The sequence below is a fragment of the Shewanella inventionis genome (assembly GCF_014641855.1).
GTDB classification, from domain to species: Bacteria; Pseudomonadota; Gammaproteobacteria; order Enterobacterales; family Shewanellaceae; genus Shewanella; species Shewanella inventionis.
In genome coordinates this window covers 1-16,331 of sequence record NZ_BMII01000057.1, presented here as the reverse complement: position 1 = coordinate 16,331, position 16,331 = coordinate 1, and the positions used below count along the sequence as shown (strand labels likewise).

The window sequence follows — 16,331 nt, the reverse complement described above, 5'->3', positions numbered from 1 at the left end:
CATCGCGCGCTTGAGCATGCTGGGTTTCGAGCTGTTTCTTCTGGTCATCGGTGAGGTATATTTTCATGAGGTGTAGCATGATCCTGATTTGAAATAAAATCAAGCACCTTCAATGATCACCGGTATAGAAGCCTGTTGGTCATAATGGCAATTGATAACACCATCATCCTAATTGTTTACTACTACACATTATGAGAGCTTGAGTTAGTTAACTTGAAATGGTCGCATAATCATGTGAATCGCTTGGGTAATGGTGTCCCAGTGTTCATTTATTATGGAAGTTAAATAATGTTCGAAACTAGTCATAAAGATCGCTACTAACTGAAAAGTTAGAAACTAATAAAAAGCGACCGACTCATTGAGTGGTCGCTTTTTTTGCCCAGCGAAGCTGGCAAACCCGCTAGGCTGAAAGATGCCCAGATCAACCCTACTGAGGGGAAGATAATCGCAAAGGCGTTGTTGGTCAACGACAGGGTCTGAAGGAAGCCATAGGAAGTTAACAGTACACAACGCAAGTGAACCTGCTTCGGCAGTTGAGGTGGGTAAGCGTGCAAAATAACGCAAAGTCCTATACTCAGCCAGACCTAAGCTGTGTTTGAGGGTGGCATTGTTAACAGGGAGTCAGTGCAGTAACTGGGGAAGCCTGGCACTGAATCCGGATATAGACCGGAGACATTGAGTCAAGGCGAAAGCCAAGATCAATTTTAGTGTGTGGTGGCAGATGACCCCGTAGTAGTAGTGAGTTAAGCTTGGCCTGTGAAAGCCTGTAATGGTGTGGAGGACAAAAACAAGCTGACCATCAACAATGCGTTTTATGGAACGTTAACGGTCAAAAGCAGTTAAACGTTGCGAAGGGGTGAAGTACATTTTAAGTCTGTGATGAGCAGATGTTTTTTTTAGTGGTACCCAAACCGACTTGCTATCGGGGTATTCCTGCTTGGTTGATTATGGAAATAATCAACTGAAATGAGAAACCGTACAAGGGAGTAGCTTTGACAAACTTTAGTAAATTACCTGAGCTTCGGATAAGAAATTAGCTCCCCAAAGGAACTAAATGCTCGTTCCTTGATCCGATCATTCGACCAAGAGTTATTAGAAAAAGAAACGAGCATGAATAAATTAGTGAAACCTACTGTGATTTCGAGCGAAACTGGCAGAAATCCAGATCAATACAAAGAAGCTGTTTAACGACTTAAGCGACAACAGTCTTTAAAAATACAGTTTAGTTTAATTGACGAAATCAATAAGAAATGTTCTACTTTAACTTTGTGCATCTGATGGTTATTTCTTTGAAAAATAAGTTTCTAAATTTAATATTAGCGATTGCGATTGTAATACAATCGTTTGTAGCTATTGCAAATTCACAAGAAACGCATACATTAGATGTACAACATATCCAAACCGAACATTCTCACGAATATGATAGCCAAATAGTTGATAACGAATTACCAATAGAAGGTGAACATAGTGTTGAGGACTGTCATCACTGTGGACATTGTCATGGGTTTCATTCTCAATGTTTGACTCAAACTAAACCTAGTATTGATCACAATATACTAGTAACTCATCAATACCTATATTCATATCAATATGCTAATGCATACTCTGATAACCCAATAATCCCTCCTATAAGTTAACTCTATTTGAATAGCTCATTTTAGCTGAGCATCTTTATATTCTTGTCTACTTACGATTTTACTGTCGTCAGTTAACACTACCAAAATAAATATGAGTTTAATTTATGAAAATATTTTTTAAAAAAAGTATTTGCGCCATGCTATGCGTCGGTATGTTTTTAGCTATGTTAATCAATATACAAAGAGCAAATGCACAACCAACATCGACGTCTTGGCTGTCAATGCAAATAAACAAACATCCAAATATTATTGCTGCCAAAGAAGAAATGAATGCTGTTTTTTCAAATGCGGAAGGGAACAAGCAACCGCTTTATAATCCTGAACTAGAGACTGGTTATGAGCGAGAAGGTGACGCTAATAATTATTCCATTGGCATTAATCAAACGATTGATTGGTGGGATAAACGAGAAACAAAAGAGCAACAAGCTAACTTTAGCTTAACTCAAGCAAGCAAACACTTTGATTTTCTTGTTCAAGAAAAGACAGCGCAAGCTTTACAAGCGTTAATTACTTGGCAAGCAGCTAAAAAGCAAGCTTTTATAGCTCAAGAACAAGAAAAGCAGTTGGAAACCATACTTGATTTAGTTAAGGATCGTCAAAAAGCAGGTGATCTTGGACAAGTAGATGCTGAACTTACTTTTTTAAGTTTATCTCAAATGTTGAATGTTACCGCAAAAGCACAAGTTCAATTAAAACAAGCTGAAGCTCAAGTCAAGGAGCTACTGCAGGATTGGACGCCGGATAAAGAGGTTTTACCTGCGCAAGGTTTGACTATCAGCAATTATCAATTATCACCTCAATGGCTTCAACAACATCCTTTAGTTCTAGAGGCAAAAGCGCAGTGGCAAATAGCTAAAAGTAATGCTCAACTGTCAATGTTGGAGGCTAAAGCGGACCCTACTATCGGTATAAATGCAGGTAAAAATGCAGGAGACAATGTGCTTGGAGTAACGCTTTCAATGCCTCTGAACATTCGCAACAATTTTTCAGCACAAGCAAGAGCTGCGAATCAACAAGCATTAGCTGCCGAAGCAAATTTTCTCTCCATTATGCGCAAACAACGGTTTTCTATTCAATCAAGTATCGACACCTTGCTCACTTATCAAAAAAACTATCAACGTTGGCAACAATTGATGGATGGAAGAGGTAAACGTAGTGGCGACTTGCTGCAAAAGCAATGGCAAAGCGGTGATGTGAGCACTACCGAGTATTTACTCGCTTTACAACAGCGTGCTGAAGGTCTTAAAGCGGGCATAGACTTACAAAGTCAATTTCAATTAAGCCAAATAGATTGGCTATTACAAGTGGGGCAAATTAAGACTGTGCTCCAACAATTATCTCAGCCTTGATCATTAAATGTAATTTGAATAATTAATAGTCAATGAACCAATTTTGGAAAAAACATATGAATAAGCAAATTAAATTAATAACGCTGGCCGTACTTTTTTGTGGAATAACAACCATAACTACTGCGACATTTGCAAATGTTCAATCATCTGAAAAAAACGAAAAGCATGTTGAAGAAAAAGATGATGGACATGGACATGAAGCTAAAAATGAGGAGGAAGAAGGTGCGGGAGTTAAACTTTCAAAGGGGCAATTAACTTTAGCTGAAATTAACATAACCGTACTAGAGCCTCAGACGATGGCTTACAGTATTTATGCTCAAGGGGAGATAAAGGCTAATGATTATACCAGTTATTTAGTCTCGCCAAGAGTAGATTCAGTGATACTAAAACGCCATGTTGCTTTAGGTGATCATGTTGAAATCAATCAACCGTTAGTCACCCTATTTAGTGAGTCAATGGCTGAAGCTCAAGCCAGCTATAGGCTCGCTGATTCAGAATGGAAAAGGGTTCAAAAACTTGGTCGAAAAGCGGTAGGTGAGAAACGCTTTATAGAAGCTCAGACCGATTTTGAGGCTGACTTAGGACGATTATATGCGTTTGGCTTATCTACTGACGCTATTATCTCTTTGACTACCAACACTAAAAAACTGGGGCAATACACTCTAAACGCTGAGACTTCTGGCGCGGTATTATCTGATAATTTTCGTCAAGGCCAACGCATAGAATCGGGCGGTACTTTATTTGAGTTGGCTGATGAAGATACGTTATGGGTTGAAGCACGTTTAGCTCCATCAATGGAATTGGACTTACCTGAAAATTCAAAGGCGCAAGTAAATGTAGGTAACAATACATACATAGCTACGATCACTCAAAAAGCTCATACCATAGACCCAGTAACTCGCACACGTATTATACGCTTACAGGTTCAAAATGTCGGTCATAAGCTTCATCCAGGCTTATTTGCGGATGTCTATTTTGCCTTTGAAACGGACAAAAAAGTTCTGACTGTGCCTGAAGAAGCATTAATGCGTGGTAGTGATGGTGATTGGATGGTGTTTGTTGAAGAAAATGGCGAATTTAAAGGTGTCGAAGTTGAATTGGGACGACAACTGGGAAAATCACGTGAAATTTTTGGTTTGCCATCAGGTACTAAAGTCGTTACAACTGGCGCTTTTTATGTTGCCGCGGAAATTGCCAAAGGCAGTTTTGATGCTCATAACCATTAATTAACTGATAATTGGAGAACTAACACATGTTAAATCGTTTGATTGACTGGTCTGTCGCTAACCGATTATTGGTGATTCTTGCCTTGATTGCGTTCACGGTTTCGGCCTTTTTTATTATTCCTCGTTTGAATTTGGATGCATTTCCAGATGTTACCAACGTACAAGTGGCAATTAATACTGAGGCGCCTGGTTTGGCTTCGGAAGAAGTAGAACAACTCATAACCTTTCCAATAGAAGCCGTAATGTATGCATTACCTGATGTTGAAGAAGTACGCTCTATTTCTAAAACAGGCTTGTCTGGTATTACGGTTGTTTTCAAAGAAGGCACCGATATTTATTTTGCTCGTCAATTGGTTTTTGAACGATTGCAATCAGCAAAAGAATTGATCCCTGAAGGGGTTGGTACACCTGAAATTGGCCCAAACACTTCTGGTTTGGGGCAAGTATATCAATATTTATTGCTCGCTGATGAAGACTCGGGGTATGACAGCATGTCACTTCGAAGCCTTAACGATTGGGTGGTTAAATTACTCTTAATGCCAGTAGATGGCGTTACAGATGTTTTAGCATTCGGCGGAAATGTTAAACAATACCAAGTAAATATTAATCCTTCTCGTTTGCTTGCTTACCAATTAACTCAACAAGATATCGCTAATGCATTAGAAGATAATAATGACAATGCGGGAGGCTGGTATATGGATAGAGGCCAAGAGCAACTTATTATTCGAGGTGTTGGTTGGTTAAGTAGTGATGAAAAAGGTATTGAAGAACTAAAACAAATCCCTGTTAAAACAATTGAAGGTACTGTTGTTTATCTTGCTGATGTGGCAACTGTTGAGTTTGGAAGCGAAATTAGACAAGGCGCGGTTACCATGAGTAAACGTGTTGGTACTAACGGTAGTAAATTTCTAGGTGAAGTTGTATCCGGCATTGTTTTAAAGCGTATGGGCGCAAATACCAAAGTTGCCATTGATGGCATAAAAGACAGAATACCACTTATTCAACAAGCCCTGCCAAAAGGTGTCACGTTTGAACCTATTTATGATCAAGCAGATTTGATTGAAAAAGCAGTTAGTACGGTCGCTGAAGCATTGATAATGGCTTTTATCTTTATTGTTATCGTGTTAGTACTTTTCTTACTGAATGTTCGAGCTGTTTTATTGGTACTTATTTCTATTCCACTTTCTGTTGGGATGGCATTAATGATCATGGCTTACAATGGCTTGTCTGCGAATTTAATGTCTCTGGGTGGTTTAGCGGTTGCTATTGGTATGATGGTCGATGGTGCGGTGGTGATGATGGAAAATATTTTCAAACATCTCAGTCAGCCAGACCGTCGTCACGAACATAGTCATAAAGGAATGCATGACAGTGAGAACCCTTTTGATGTCGAAAAAGATGTCGATGTTAGTTTACGTATACAAATTGCCGCTAGAGAAGTAGCTAAGCCAGTATTTTTTGCAGTAACAATTATTATGGTGGTTTTTGCGCCATTATTTAGCTTAGAAGGGGTTGAAGGCAAACTATTTCAGCCGATGGCTATTAGTATTATGATTGCTATGGTTGCGTCGTTAGCCGTGTCTCTCATTGTTGTACCCGCGTTAGCTAGTTACTTGTTTCAACGAGGTTTTAAAGCACGAACCAGCCCTTTCGTTAGTGTGCTAGAAAAATTTTACCGTCGTAGTTTAACAAAGGCAATGAATGCAAAGAAAGTGGTTCTTATAGGGGCTGGAGCCTTACTTGTTGGTACATTATTTTTAGTGCCAAATTTAGGTACTGAATTTGTACCAGAGCTTGAAGAAGGCACGATTAATTTACGTGTAACAATGGCTCCATCAACCAGTTTAGCGACAGCGCTTTCAGTTGCCCCTAAACTGGAAAAAATATTACTTGAATTTCCTGAAGTTACTTATGCTACCAGTCGTATTGGCCGAGCAGAAATTGGTGGTGATCCTGAGCCAGTGAGTAACATTGAAATCTATATTGGTCTCAAACCAGTTGTAGAGTGGACCAGCGCTAAAACACGCCATGAACTACAAGGTTTAATGGAAGTAAAACTTGAGAAATTCCCCGGTTTACTACTGAATTTTTCTCAACCTATCGCAACAAGAGTAGATGAATTACTTTCTGGTGTTAAAGCGCAGTTAGCCATAAAACTATTTGGTGCTGATCTCGATGTCCTGGCTCAGCAAGGTCAAGCTATTGTTAATGCTATTCAAGGTGTTGATGGTGCAAGAGATGTAGCGATGGAGCCAATAGCAGGAGAATCTCAGTTAGTCGTTAGACCAAACCGTCGTCAATTATCTCGATATGGTTTATCGATTGGTGATGTCATGAGGTTAGTGCGAAATGGTATCGGTGGTCACGAAGTAGGGCAAGTCATTAATGGTAATGAACGTTATGATATTTATCTGAGGATAGACAAAGCGTTTAGAAATCAACAACAAACTATTGCTGATTTACGACTACAAGCCCCAACAGGTGCATGGGTACGACTAGGTGATGTTGCAGATATTGCCATTGAATCAGGCCCTCCTCAGGTTCGCCGAGATGATGTTCAGCGACGCGTCGTTATTCAAGCCAATGTACAAGGGCGAGACATGGGTAGTGTCGTAAAAGATATTCGAGCAGCAATTGCAACTAAGGTTGATTTGCCTACGGGTTATTCTGTTGATATCGGTGGGCAATTTGAAAATCAACAAAGAGCACAGCAACGACTAGCTATTGTTGTGCCACTTTCTATTGGCATTATTGCGTTGTTATTATATTTTGCTTTTGCCAGTGTGGGTCAAGCCATGCTCATCCTCGTTAATTTACCTTTAGCTATGATTGGTGGCATAGTTGCCTTGTATATTTCTGGTCAATACCTATCTGTACCAAGTTCAATTGGTTTTATTACCTTATTTGGTGTTGCGGTTCTCAATGGTGTGGTTATGGTTGAAGCGATTAATCTACGCATTGAAACAGGTACGGAAAGTATTGCTCAAGCTGTTTACGAAGGTGCTATATCAAGACTTCGTCCCGTATTGATGACAGCGATTACTTCTGCCCTTGGTTTGATACCTATTATCATGTCAACTGGTGTTGGCTCTGAAATACAACGGCCATTAGCTACAGTCATTGTGGGTGGATTGGTCACTGCGACGTTCCTTACTTTATTTGTTCTTCCCGTACTTTATGCTTGGTTTTCTAAAGGTCGGATTGAAGAAATGAGAAGGTAGTGCTGCTTGGTTAAATAAATATAACTGTTTGCTTTAACTAGATATCCCGTAGGTATTCGCTGCGGGATATCAATTTATAGGAGAAAGTAATGTCCGACAATTCACATCAACACCCAGCTAGCCATGGACACAGTCATATTCCTAAAGATATGTCTTCAAGTCGTATTGGCTGGGCATTTATATTAAATGTTTGTTTTACTATTATCGAATTTATTGGCGGCTGGTTAACCAACAGTACCGCGATAATGGCAGATGCGGTTCACGATTTAGGAGATAGTTTATCCATTGGTCTCGCATGGGGATTAAACAAACTCAGCAAGAAAAGTCGCGATGAAACGTTTAGTTACGGCTACCACCGTTTTTCTTTACTTGGTGCGCTAATTAACGGTGTTGTCTTAATCGCGGGATCGATTTGGGTATTAACCATATCATTTCCTCGATTGATATCGCCAGAAATGCCTGATGCTCAAGGCATGTTGTGGTTAGCGATATTGGGGGTGATTGTTAACGGTTATGCTGCTTTCAAATTAAGTGAAGGGAAAACATTAAACGAACGTGTACTTAATTGGCATTTATTGGAAGATGTCTTAGGTTGGGTAGCCGTATTAATTGTTGCTATCGTCCTAATATATATCGAACTCCCAATACTTGATCCCATACTTTCAATAGGATTTACATTATTTGTTCTTTTTAATGTCTTAAAAAACCTCCGTACTGCAATACGTCTGTTTTTACAAGCAACACCTGAGAAAGCCATTCAAGAAAAAATAAAAATTGAATTATCAACATTGAAGTTTATTGAAGATATTCATCATTTCCATTTGTGGTCCCTTGACGGCGAAAGGCATGTTCTTACAGCTCATTTAGTAGTGAATCATTATTTTGATCAACAAGAATATATGGCAATAAAGCATGAAATATCAACACGACTTAGCCCTTTTTATCTTGAACATACAACACTGGAATTTGAGTTCGTAGACGAAATATGTAGAGATTCAAAAAGCGATTAGAAATACTTTCAAAGATGAAAAGTAAGCGATCAATTAATCCCACATACCAATAATTTTCAAATTTAGCATGATTATTTCCTAACTAAATCTAGGCGAACAATCATGTCAAAAAACGATAAAATACAATACTGGCAGCGTATTTTTCAGCAGCAAACTGAAAGTGAATTAACCAAAGCTGAATGTTGTAAAACCAGTGACTTAACCCTATCTACATTTTATGCGTGGGCTAAAAACTTAACCCGCATTCGTCACCCACTAAGCAAAAAGTGGTGCCGCTGAGCGCGTTGATCTAGGCAAGGCGTAGTTCGCCGGACGCAAATATCCCCGCTCATATTAAATCACTTTTCGCTTCAAACGAGTTTTGGGGCAAAAGTGATTTCAACAACGATGATTAGCAACGGTTTTCGATTGACTTTTTTGCTCTAAGGGTGCCCGAAAAAAGCCTTAAAGCAGGTTTGATATGGAATAAACGAGTAAATATTGCTGTTGTAATACACACTACCTGAATTCCATTTTTCTTTGACTGATGGACTCTCTAGTGCGTCAAGTACCTGGTAGGCTTGGGCTCGAGTGAATACTTCGGATTTTCCATTGGCCCTATTTTCTCTGATAAGTAGAAAATGCAGATCGTCTTCTGCCGTAGTGTGTTGCAGTTTAAATATTAACGAAGGGTAGTTATCAGTAACAGCGTCGAATCGCCTTTTAAACGAGGCATACTCGGTGTCAATAAAACACTCTGTCACCTTGGCAAACTCAAACGGAGAACGGTTGCTAAACACTTCAGGGTTAAAATAGGACAAAAATCTAGCGATAATCGTGCGATGTTTACCTGTGCTGATGAAGTACTTACTTCCAACCTTAATGAAGGATAGGTTTGGCAGTTCGACTTCCGATAAATAATACTGCGGGTTGTCTTCTAGTTCTATAAGTCTTTGTTTCAGGCGCTTAAGCCATCGTCCTTCTATGCATTGCCCCCAGGTTGAGTCATCACCATACATCTGTTCGATGCCTACTATTTGATCGAACGGAATAGGGGCAACGTAGTGTTCTCTATCGTCTTTAAGGTAAATATCATTGTTCCTCAAATAGGTGCTGTAGTTATAGATGATGTCATTTGAGAAAGGTGCAGGATTTTGTTTATTTAAAGCTTGGATGTTAGTCCTAATATTTTGCATGTCAGAGAGCCTGTTAATAGTGCTGTACATTTGAAAGCGTATTTCAAGGTTAATCAAAAATAAGCTCAAGATTTGTATTAAAAGTTCATTTATCTATCACATTTCAGCCCAATAATAAGATTGAAAAATATTCATATCGGGACGATTACTTATTAGCGCTGTTGAAGGTGCAATTCTAATCCAAGGATTACAGCCATGCATAAAAACTTGTCTCAATCTTCCTAACCTCACAGCATGTAAAGCTATCCGTCATCATTAAAAGTATCGAGGCTCTTGATTTTGTAACTTATTCAAGATAGCCTGATAATGTAACAAAATCAAACTTGGAGTTTACATGTCTGAAGAAAAAGCTGAATACAAGGTAACACATGGCGGATTTCGAACTGGTGCAGGTCGAAAAACTAAATACGAAAAAACCGTCGTGATGAGGGTTCCAGACAAATACAAAGATGCTATAAAAAGTTTAATCAAGCATTTAGATGACTGCGAAATGGTTGATAAAAACTACTCAAGCGTAAAATCCCAACCTGTTTTCATTCGTTCTCTTCAAGATAAGCCACAGAAAGTCACATTTATTATAGACCCTGCTTCAAAATTTTGATTAAGTTACAATATCAAGTTGAATAATGATAAATAATCTAGGTTGAAGTAAGTAACCTGAGATCGGTTTAAGCCATAACAACAATAGCGCCAAATTCAGCATTCGTAATATTGAGTTGTGGCTTAGTTTCTTTCAGTTGATAGGCAATCAATCCGCCTATCATATTCAACATAAAACCATGCACGCTTCGATGTCTTGTATGCTCTATTTGTGAAATGTTTTTTAGCTGGTCATTGATGGTTTCAATGATAAATCGACGTGAAAGCATCGCTCTATCCCATAGGGATAATGCTTTAGCTTTCATGTTTTTACGGACATTATTGACGATCGTAACACCTTGTTCGAGTAAGTCGTTCGCCAGTGCTTTGCTAATATAGCCTTTGTCGGCATAATGTTTATCCATTGAGTTAACCACCATCCCCGAAACAGGCTGAGTGTCATGCACATTCGCGGGCGTTATTTTGGCGGCTACAATGCCGCCTTTGCGATTAACAATTAGGTGAAGTTTAAACTAGTAGAACCATCCCATCGTGCCTTTTCCTCGGCTAGCGAAGCCCGATAAGCTTTTTTATGCCTTGGAATTCGTAAGTTGTGACAGACCTTGATACTCGTTGAATCAATAAACTCAATCCTTGTTGGCTGGCTTCTTATGGTACAAAAATAGCTGCACAATGGCACGACAGTCGTGGGCATTATTTCCAAAAAGCGACTGTAACTGAGCAAATGTGAAAAATCAGATTTAAAGAATCGAGCAAGATAACCAGAATAAAAGTTCTTGAAGTCACGGTGGTGGGATGTGTGGAATGGTATGATAATGTTCATTATTTCGCTCGTGTCCATTCTATTTGAGCGCTGACGTTTTCGTTTGCTGTCAGTCAGGCATTGTGTTTTCCATTGCGGAATGAATACAGCACAAAAATCATCGGCATCACAAAATATATCCACTAAATTATTCATACGCCCTCAGCATGATTAAATCCTTCTTGGTCGAAAGATCTGATCATAAAGAGGGCGTTTAGTTCACTTCTTATCTCGAGTTCAGGTTAAGTAAAGTTACTTCAACTCACCTAATCTAATCCTAACCCTATACCTATACCTATGGTTTCTTGTTTGAAACGACCGAATATATTCATCACTTGGTCATATGAAGTTGATAAAAAATCTTCATCGAACAAGCTATCAGTGTTTTCAATGAAACCATTTAGTTTAATTTCTTTGCCTGCCAAATCAATGCTAGGTTCTTTCAGAGAAATAGTTTTGTTTTGACTATTAGTCTCATCGCCGACAAGCAGTGATTGCATTGTTTCAAATTTTACAACATCAGCCTCAACAGGCACGTCATGTCTAACTCTATAAGCATACTCCAGCAACTTGGGCTCCGCTGGCATATAAAGAATTGCTTCTTGATTAATAGTGTCTGTAACTCTAAGAATTCGTCCTAGTGTTTGCCTAAAATACATTTCAGTTTTTATGTTTGAGAGATAACAACACACTTGTAGGCGAGGGATATTGGTTCCCTCACTAATCATTCCAACAGAAATAATCCACTTGGATTCTGAGTGTCTGAATCGTTGAATAATGGCTGTCGGGTCACTTTCCTTATAGGTAGCGACAACAGCTTCTTCTTGAAGCCATTTTTTTACTAATGTTGAAATTCTATTGGCCTGTTCTATCGATGAAGCTACGATTAAGCCAGCTGCATTAGAGTTTTCAAGTCTTATAAAATCTAGCTTTTTACTAGCCGAAGTGATGATATGTTTTATTACATCATCATTTTCGATTACGTCCTGGTATGCAATTTGGGAGTTAGACAGTAGGTCATCAAAGCTTTCGAAAACGGCGGTTTCATTATTTTCTATTACTGAAATATGATTGTTATCAACAGCGATTATCTGAGGTACGCGACAAACACCGTCTAAAATTGCCTCATAAAGGCCATAGACGTAATCACATGAGATTTCACCATCTGGTGAGGCATAGCTAGCAAAAACGATAGGGGCCGTATCTGAGCGCCAAGGCGTGCCAGTTAATGCCATGGTGAATCGAGCTTTGTTCTGAATGTTCAGAATTATATGCTCTCCCCATGAATTCGCATTATCAACAGTAGATCCTGCACAATGATGGATTTCATCGAAAATAACGAATACTCGATATTTTTCAAATAGCTCCCAAAAAGCACCATCTAAGTACTGCAAATGTTGATAAGTATAAGCTCTGCCCTTTGAACCAATTAGCCCGTCAAAACGTTCATTCGATCTTAATTGTAAGCACTCAGCAAAATCCATGGAAACTATCGAAGATGGGGAAAAACAAAAGATTAAATCAGCAAGGTCATTCTTCAATAGATGGTTTGATAAAACAGAGGCCATCAGAGTCTTTCCTGAGCCAGGCGTCGCTAAAACCAAGAAATGAGACTGTCCATTAAGGTATTGTTTTAATGACGAATCTATACATGCATTTTGCCAACGTCTAAGTCTCATATATTTCTCTGTTCGATGATCGCTTCAATGGCCTTGATTTTCCCCAACAATTTAGTGCTATTTTCCCTCGCTAAATTGTACTTGGGTTGTAACTCTTCAGCTAAATCAGGCAGCTCTAAGTATATCTCTTTATATGCCTCTGATTCACCTAAGCTCAATAATAGTTCTGATTTATAGTAGTTTAGTTTTGCGCTCAATTTCTTATGTTTATCAATGCCTTCAATATCAGAAATAGGTAATAAAGCCATAGGCTTAACAGGAAGGTTTGTGGCATCAAAATGAACTGTTTTTTTGAATCTAGTCTGTCCCTTTTGCTTTTGTATATTCCTCTCTAACCAGCCTTTTTTTACTAACTTCATTAATTCTGCATAAATCATTCTTCTGATCTCTGCGCTATCCAAAGAGGGATCTTTTTTTAATGCAAAATATGCAGAGCGGACATCACTTGTTGTGAACTTATCAAAGTTTTCTGCTTTAATGATTTGAGCTACGAATGGGTCTAACATCAAAAACAGATCCTAATAATTTATCTTGAATGGGTATTATAGGGCGTGGTGGCTTGTACCTCAATATGAAAATCTAATCATTTTACCTGGAGTGTTGATAGGTGAGTGATTTAGTAATTGAATTTGGCGATAAATTAAGATACCTAAGAGTTAATGCTGGCTATTCTCAAGAGGCATTTGCAGCATATGTCGGTATTGAAAGAGGTAATTACGGGAAAATGGAAAGAGGTTGCGTCAACATCAAACTGGAAACTCTATACAAAATAGTTAATGCACTTGACTGTGAGTTTGATGAAATTCTACCAGCCAGACTCAAATATAAAGTACAACTAGATTAGTGCTAATGCTTAAAGTGAGCCTCATTAATTTATACCTATAGCAGCAGTGATAATTAGTAGTAAACTTATAAGATTATTAACTAAGGTTATGATGCAGGGCTACCGCATGAGTGCTTAATTTTGACCGAGCTACTAAATCCAGCCTTTAAGACTGCTTCAAGCATCGATGGATTCATCATGCATCGCTTTTGTTTTCCAACAATGCTTATCTTGGTCGACTCGGCTCGTAACATATTCAAACTCATATGACGCAGGCATGACAGATTTTCGGCCCCGTGAGCGTTGTAGATTTGACATGCATCCTCACTCATACTGACATCAAGCACCCAATGCATTGATTCGATACCCCAATGCTCTCGAACGGCTATCGCTGCTTGTTCGGCACTTAGCCCCTTAGAGCTGATGTAATAACGGTACTCAAGCTCGATTGGTTTTCCTTTCTCAAGGCGACAATTTTCAACCATAACGATATTTTTTAACCCTTTCCATTTTGAAAAGTCACCGACTAAGTTTGTACTGTCAATAACATAGCACTGGCGACACTCTGTACGCCCATGACCCTGTTCAATTGTGGATTTGTCCGTATTGCTGGAGCGCTGGAAAGAGAAGGCTTTTACTATCGCTTCGCGTAATTTCCCCTGGTTACTTTTAACCGCTAGCAGATAGTCACCGCCCTGTTCCACAATGGTTTTGGCTATTTTTGTTTGACAAGCCATAGCATCGATAGTCACTAAAGCCCCTTTGATATCTAACATCTTTATCAACTCAGGAATGGCAGTTATCTCATTGCTTTTTTGTTCTGTTTTAAGTTGGCCAAGTACTAATTTGTTTGATGAAGCATAAGCACTAATCATGTGTATGGTACTGGCTCTGTCTTGACGATTGTATGACCCCCGAAGCGTTTTTCCATCGATAGCAATCACTTGGCCTTCGGTAAGAGTGTGTATCGATGACATCCAGTTGATAAAACACCGGTGAAATTGTTCTGGTTCTATCGTTGATATGATACGAGCTATAGTGTCATCAGCAGGAATGCCACTCACGAATAGGTTATTGTTTTTAAACCAATCATGATGTCCAAGTATGTATTCTCGAATATCAAACCAACCTTTAGCTCCTGCGATAACGGCACATAGAGAACCAAACAAAACCTCAAAAAGGCAATAGGTCACTTTAGCCCCTTGGCGTTGGTCAGTTATGGTTTGAAAAGTCTCTTTGAAGTGGTCAATATGCATGCTGAGCTCCCGAAAAAAAGGAGTATAAGATCATAGCTAAATGATAACGTCAAATCGTGTGTTAAGTTGATTGAAAAACGTTCACGAACTCGCCCTGGGTTATGATGGAGCTGATATGTGTTTATTTAACTCGGAAATGGACATAAATCAGTTAGTGCAAAGGGTCTAAAGGTAAATAGCAGCATTAGGAAATGTACGGTAAACAAAATTCTTACACTGGATATTGACCCCACATATCAATTAATTTCGGCTATCTAATCCTTATACGTAATTAACAGTCGCATCTCTTTGGCAGCTTTGAATAAAGCACTACGATGCTTAACATAGAAATAAGTAAAACTTCCACTTGGCAACTTAAGGAATAACCCAAAACATATTAGGCAAAGTCTTTAATTTAGTCCATGTAGGCCTTAACTCAATAAAACATCATCTTGTTCAATGTTTTACCCACTACTTGTTGACTTCTTTGGGAGTAAAGGCTTAGCTTCCTGATGCACTGTGCAAATGGAGATTAATATGTCGATTGGAAGCGTAGTTGGATGGGCCAACAAGTTAAAAAAAAATCTATGGTGGCGTTATGCCATTAAATTAGCAGCTGAGAAAGGCGAACTAGGAGATGATGATTTTGTGCTTCTTTTGGCGGTTGCCAAGATGGAGCAAGGTCTTAAAGATCAAGATGAATCCTATGCTGGCTACATTACACCTTTAGACCTAACTGGCTTTGGTAAAGAACAGAATGCAGTAAACCTTAAAAGTATTGGCAAAGTAAGCCATGTCTCAGCTCTTGTATCTGATGCATTGCTCGAGTTTGAAACTAACGGACTGACCGCAGTTTATGGCGACAATGGCTCTGGAAAGTCTAGCTATGCAAAGATTCTAAAAAATGCCTGCCTTACCCGCGGAAATACTCCGAAAATTCTACCTAATATTTATGAAGAAGAAACTGGCGACCCTGCCGCTGAAATTTCGATTGTTATTGGTCAAGAGCAACATGATGTTGCTTGGAGCCTATCGACTGTAGCAAGGGAAGACCTAAAGTCTATCCGCATCTTCGATAATACCTCTGCGACTCACTACATCTCTGGTGAAGACACCATTGAATACAAACCTGCAGGAATGAAGCTGCTATCACAGTTAATGCGCGCCTGTGAGTTTGTGCGAACTGATAGTGACATCCAGATTAGGTTGTATAATACGGCTACTCCCTTACCAACGTTCAGTTCAGCTAGTAAAGTTTTTACTTTTGTCTCAACTCTATCAGACAAAACCAAAGTTGAGGATGTTGACGCGCTTTGTTTAAGCAAGGAGCAAGAAGACTCTATTCAGGTTAATCATGCGGAGCTAGTAAAGCTTAAAACAAGTACGCCTGAGCAGATTCGCAAAGTCTACAACGACCGCTGTAAAGGTTTGCAGCCGCTACTAGATCGTGAGCTTACGGCAGCGTAGCTCAACTTATTTCAATTAACCTGATTTAATCATTGTAACTAAATCAACCCGGTCACAATGATGCCAGATAAACTCCTTAACACCCTCGCTAACTTTGAACAGTGGCG

The 16,331-nt window shown here is 39.1% G+C and carries 13 protein-coding genes and 1 pseudogene; 9 read left to right on the top strand and 5 right to left on the bottom strand.

All coding sequences use genetic code 11. The features are described from left to right. Positions 1-1,289: 1,289 nt before the first annotated feature. From IEW93_RS20595 to tnpA, 6 genes are all read left to right on the top strand, one after another. Positions 1,290-1,637 carry a DUF2946 domain-containing protein gene (locus IEW93_RS20595; RefSeq protein ID WP_188741094.1) on the top strand — a complete coding sequence of 116 codons (348 nt, stop codon included), beginning with the start codon at positions 1,290-1,292 and terminating at the stop codon, positions 1,635-1,637. 104 nt (positions 1,638-1,741) lie between these two features. After that, entirely contained in the window at positions 1,742-2,986 is a 1,245-nt protein-coding gene (locus tag IEW93_RS20590) for a TolC family protein (RefSeq protein WP_160056811.1), read from the top strand. A gap of 56 nt (positions 2,987-3,042) precedes the next feature. Continuing rightward, the gene (locus IEW93_RS20585; protein WP_160056810.1) at positions 3,043-4,212 is read left to right on the top strand and encodes an efflux RND transporter periplasmic adaptor subunit; all 1,170 of its coding nucleotides are present in this window, start codon (positions 3,043-3,045) and stop codon (positions 4,210-4,212) included. A gap of 26 nt (positions 4,213-4,238) precedes the next feature. Continuing rightward, positions 4,239-7,433: an efflux RND transporter permease subunit gene (locus IEW93_RS20580; RefSeq protein ID WP_182699030.1), complete on the top strand. Its 3,195-nt coding sequence runs from the start codon at positions 4,239-4,241 to the stop codon at positions 7,431-7,433. An 89-nt stretch (positions 7,434-7,522) separates the two neighbouring features. Further along, complete coding sequence (locus IEW93_RS20575) at positions 7,523-8,443, top strand: cation diffusion facilitator family transporter (RefSeq protein WP_223419168.1); 921 nt, start codon at positions 7,523-7,525, stop codon at positions 8,441-8,443. A 102-nt stretch (positions 8,444-8,545) separates the two neighbouring features. Further along, complete coding sequence (tnpA, locus tag IEW93_RS20570; protein ID WP_182680760.1) at positions 8,546-8,722, top strand: IS66 family insertion sequence element accessory protein TnpA; 177 nt, start codon at positions 8,546-8,548, stop codon at positions 8,720-8,722. A gap of 143 nt (positions 8,723-8,865) precedes the next feature. Here the strand turns inward: tnpA and IEW93_RS20565 are convergent, their stop codons facing one another. After that, positions 8,866-9,618 carry a hypothetical protein gene (locus IEW93_RS20565; protein ID WP_182680761.1) on the bottom strand — a complete coding sequence of 251 codons (753 nt, stop codon included), beginning with the start codon at positions 9,616-9,618 and terminating at the stop codon, positions 8,866-8,868. Positions 9,619-9,952: 334 nt separating this feature from the next. Here IEW93_RS20565 and IEW93_RS20560 point away from each other — a divergent pair, with 334 nt between their 5' ends. After that, positions 9,953-10,219, top strand: coding sequence for a hypothetical protein (locus tag IEW93_RS20560; RefSeq protein ID WP_182699029.1), 267 nt, complete (start codon positions 9,953-9,955; stop codon positions 10,217-10,219). Between the two features lie 67 nt (positions 10,220-10,286). Here IEW93_RS20560 and IEW93_RS20555 read toward each other — a convergent pair. The 3 genes and pseudogenes from IEW93_RS20555 to IEW93_RS20545 form a co-directional block, all read right to left on the bottom strand. Then, positions 10,287-11,176, bottom strand: a pseudogene (locus IEW93_RS20555) (IS982 family transposase). A 110-nt stretch (positions 11,177-11,286) separates the two neighbouring features. After that, positions 11,287-12,699 carry a DEAD/DEAH box helicase gene (locus tag IEW93_RS20550; protein ID WP_182699028.1) on the bottom strand — a complete coding sequence of 471 codons (1,413 nt, stop codon included), beginning with the start codon at positions 12,697-12,699 and terminating at the stop codon, positions 11,287-11,289. Further along, positions 12,696-13,205: a VspR family transcription factor gene (locus tag IEW93_RS20545; protein ID WP_223419997.1), complete on the bottom strand. Its 510-nt coding sequence runs from the start codon at positions 13,203-13,205 to the stop codon at positions 12,696-12,698. The genes IEW93_RS20550 and IEW93_RS20545 overlap by 4 nt, the downstream gene beginning before the upstream one ends. A 101-nt stretch (positions 13,206-13,306) precedes the next feature. On the opposite strand from IEW93_RS20545, the gene IEW93_RS20540 reads away from it, so the two are divergent. Continuing rightward, positions 13,307-13,543 (top strand): helix-turn-helix domain-containing protein, encoded by a 237-nt coding sequence (locus tag IEW93_RS20540; RefSeq protein WP_182699027.1) that lies wholly within the window; start codon positions 13,307-13,309, stop codon positions 13,541-13,543. A gap of 86 nt (positions 13,544-13,629) precedes the next feature. On the opposite strand, the gene IEW93_RS20535 is transcribed toward IEW93_RS20540, so the two are convergent. Beyond that, the gene (locus IEW93_RS20535) at positions 13,630-14,778 is read right to left on the bottom strand and encodes an ISAs1 family transposase (RefSeq protein ID WP_188741093.1); all 1,149 of its coding nucleotides are present in this window, start codon (positions 14,776-14,778) and stop codon (positions 13,630-13,632) included. Positions 14,779-15,294: 516 nt separating this feature from the next. Between IEW93_RS20535 and IEW93_RS20530 the strand changes: the two genes are divergently transcribed. Next, positions 15,295-16,224, top strand: coding sequence for an AAA family ATPase (locus tag IEW93_RS20530; RefSeq protein ID WP_223419172.1), 930 nt, complete (start codon positions 15,295-15,297; stop codon positions 16,222-16,224). Positions 16,225-16,331: the final 107 nt, after the last annotated feature.

Bases quoted from the DNA above. Each gene is read 5' to 3' on its own strand.
- IEW93_RS20565 (WP_182680761.1), bottom strand. From the start codon at position 9,618: ATGCAAAATATTAGGACTAACATCCAAGCTTTAAATAAACAAAATCCT.
- IEW93_RS20575 (WP_223419168.1), top strand. From the start codon at position 7,523: ATGTCCGACAATTCACATCAACACCCAGCTAGCCATGGACACAGTCAT.
- IEW93_RS20585 (WP_160056810.1), top strand. From the start codon at position 3,043: ATGAATAAGCAAATTAAATTAATAACGCTGGCCGTACTTTTTTGTGGA.
- IEW93_RS20580 (WP_182699030.1), top strand. From the start codon at position 4,239: ATGTTAAATCGTTTGATTGACTGGTCTGTCGCTAACCGATTATTGGTG.
- IEW93_RS20560 (WP_182699029.1), top strand. From the start codon at position 9,953: ATGTCTGAAGAAAAAGCTGAATACAAGGTAACACATGGCGGATTTCGA.
- IEW93_RS20530 (WP_223419172.1), top strand. From the start codon at position 15,295: ATGTCGATTGGAAGCGTAGTTGGATGGGCCAACAAGTTAAAAAAAAAT.
- IEW93_RS20590 (WP_160056811.1), top strand. From the start codon at position 1,742: ATGAAAATATTTTTTAAAAAAAGTATTTGCGCCATGCTATGCGTCGGT.
- IEW93_RS20545 (WP_223419997.1), bottom strand. From the start codon at position 13,205: ATGTTAGACCCATTCGTAGCTCAAATCATTAAAGCAGAAAACTTTGAT.
- IEW93_RS20535 (WP_188741093.1), bottom strand. From the start codon at position 14,778: ATGCATATTGACCACTTCAAAGAGACTTTTCAAACCATAACTGACCAA.
- tnpA (WP_182680760.1), top strand. From the start codon at position 8,546: ATGTCAAAAAACGATAAAATACAATACTGGCAGCGTATTTTTCAGCAG.
- IEW93_RS20550 (WP_182699028.1), bottom strand. From the start codon at position 12,699: ATGAGACTTAGACGTTGGCAAAATGCATGTATAGATTCGTCATTAAAA.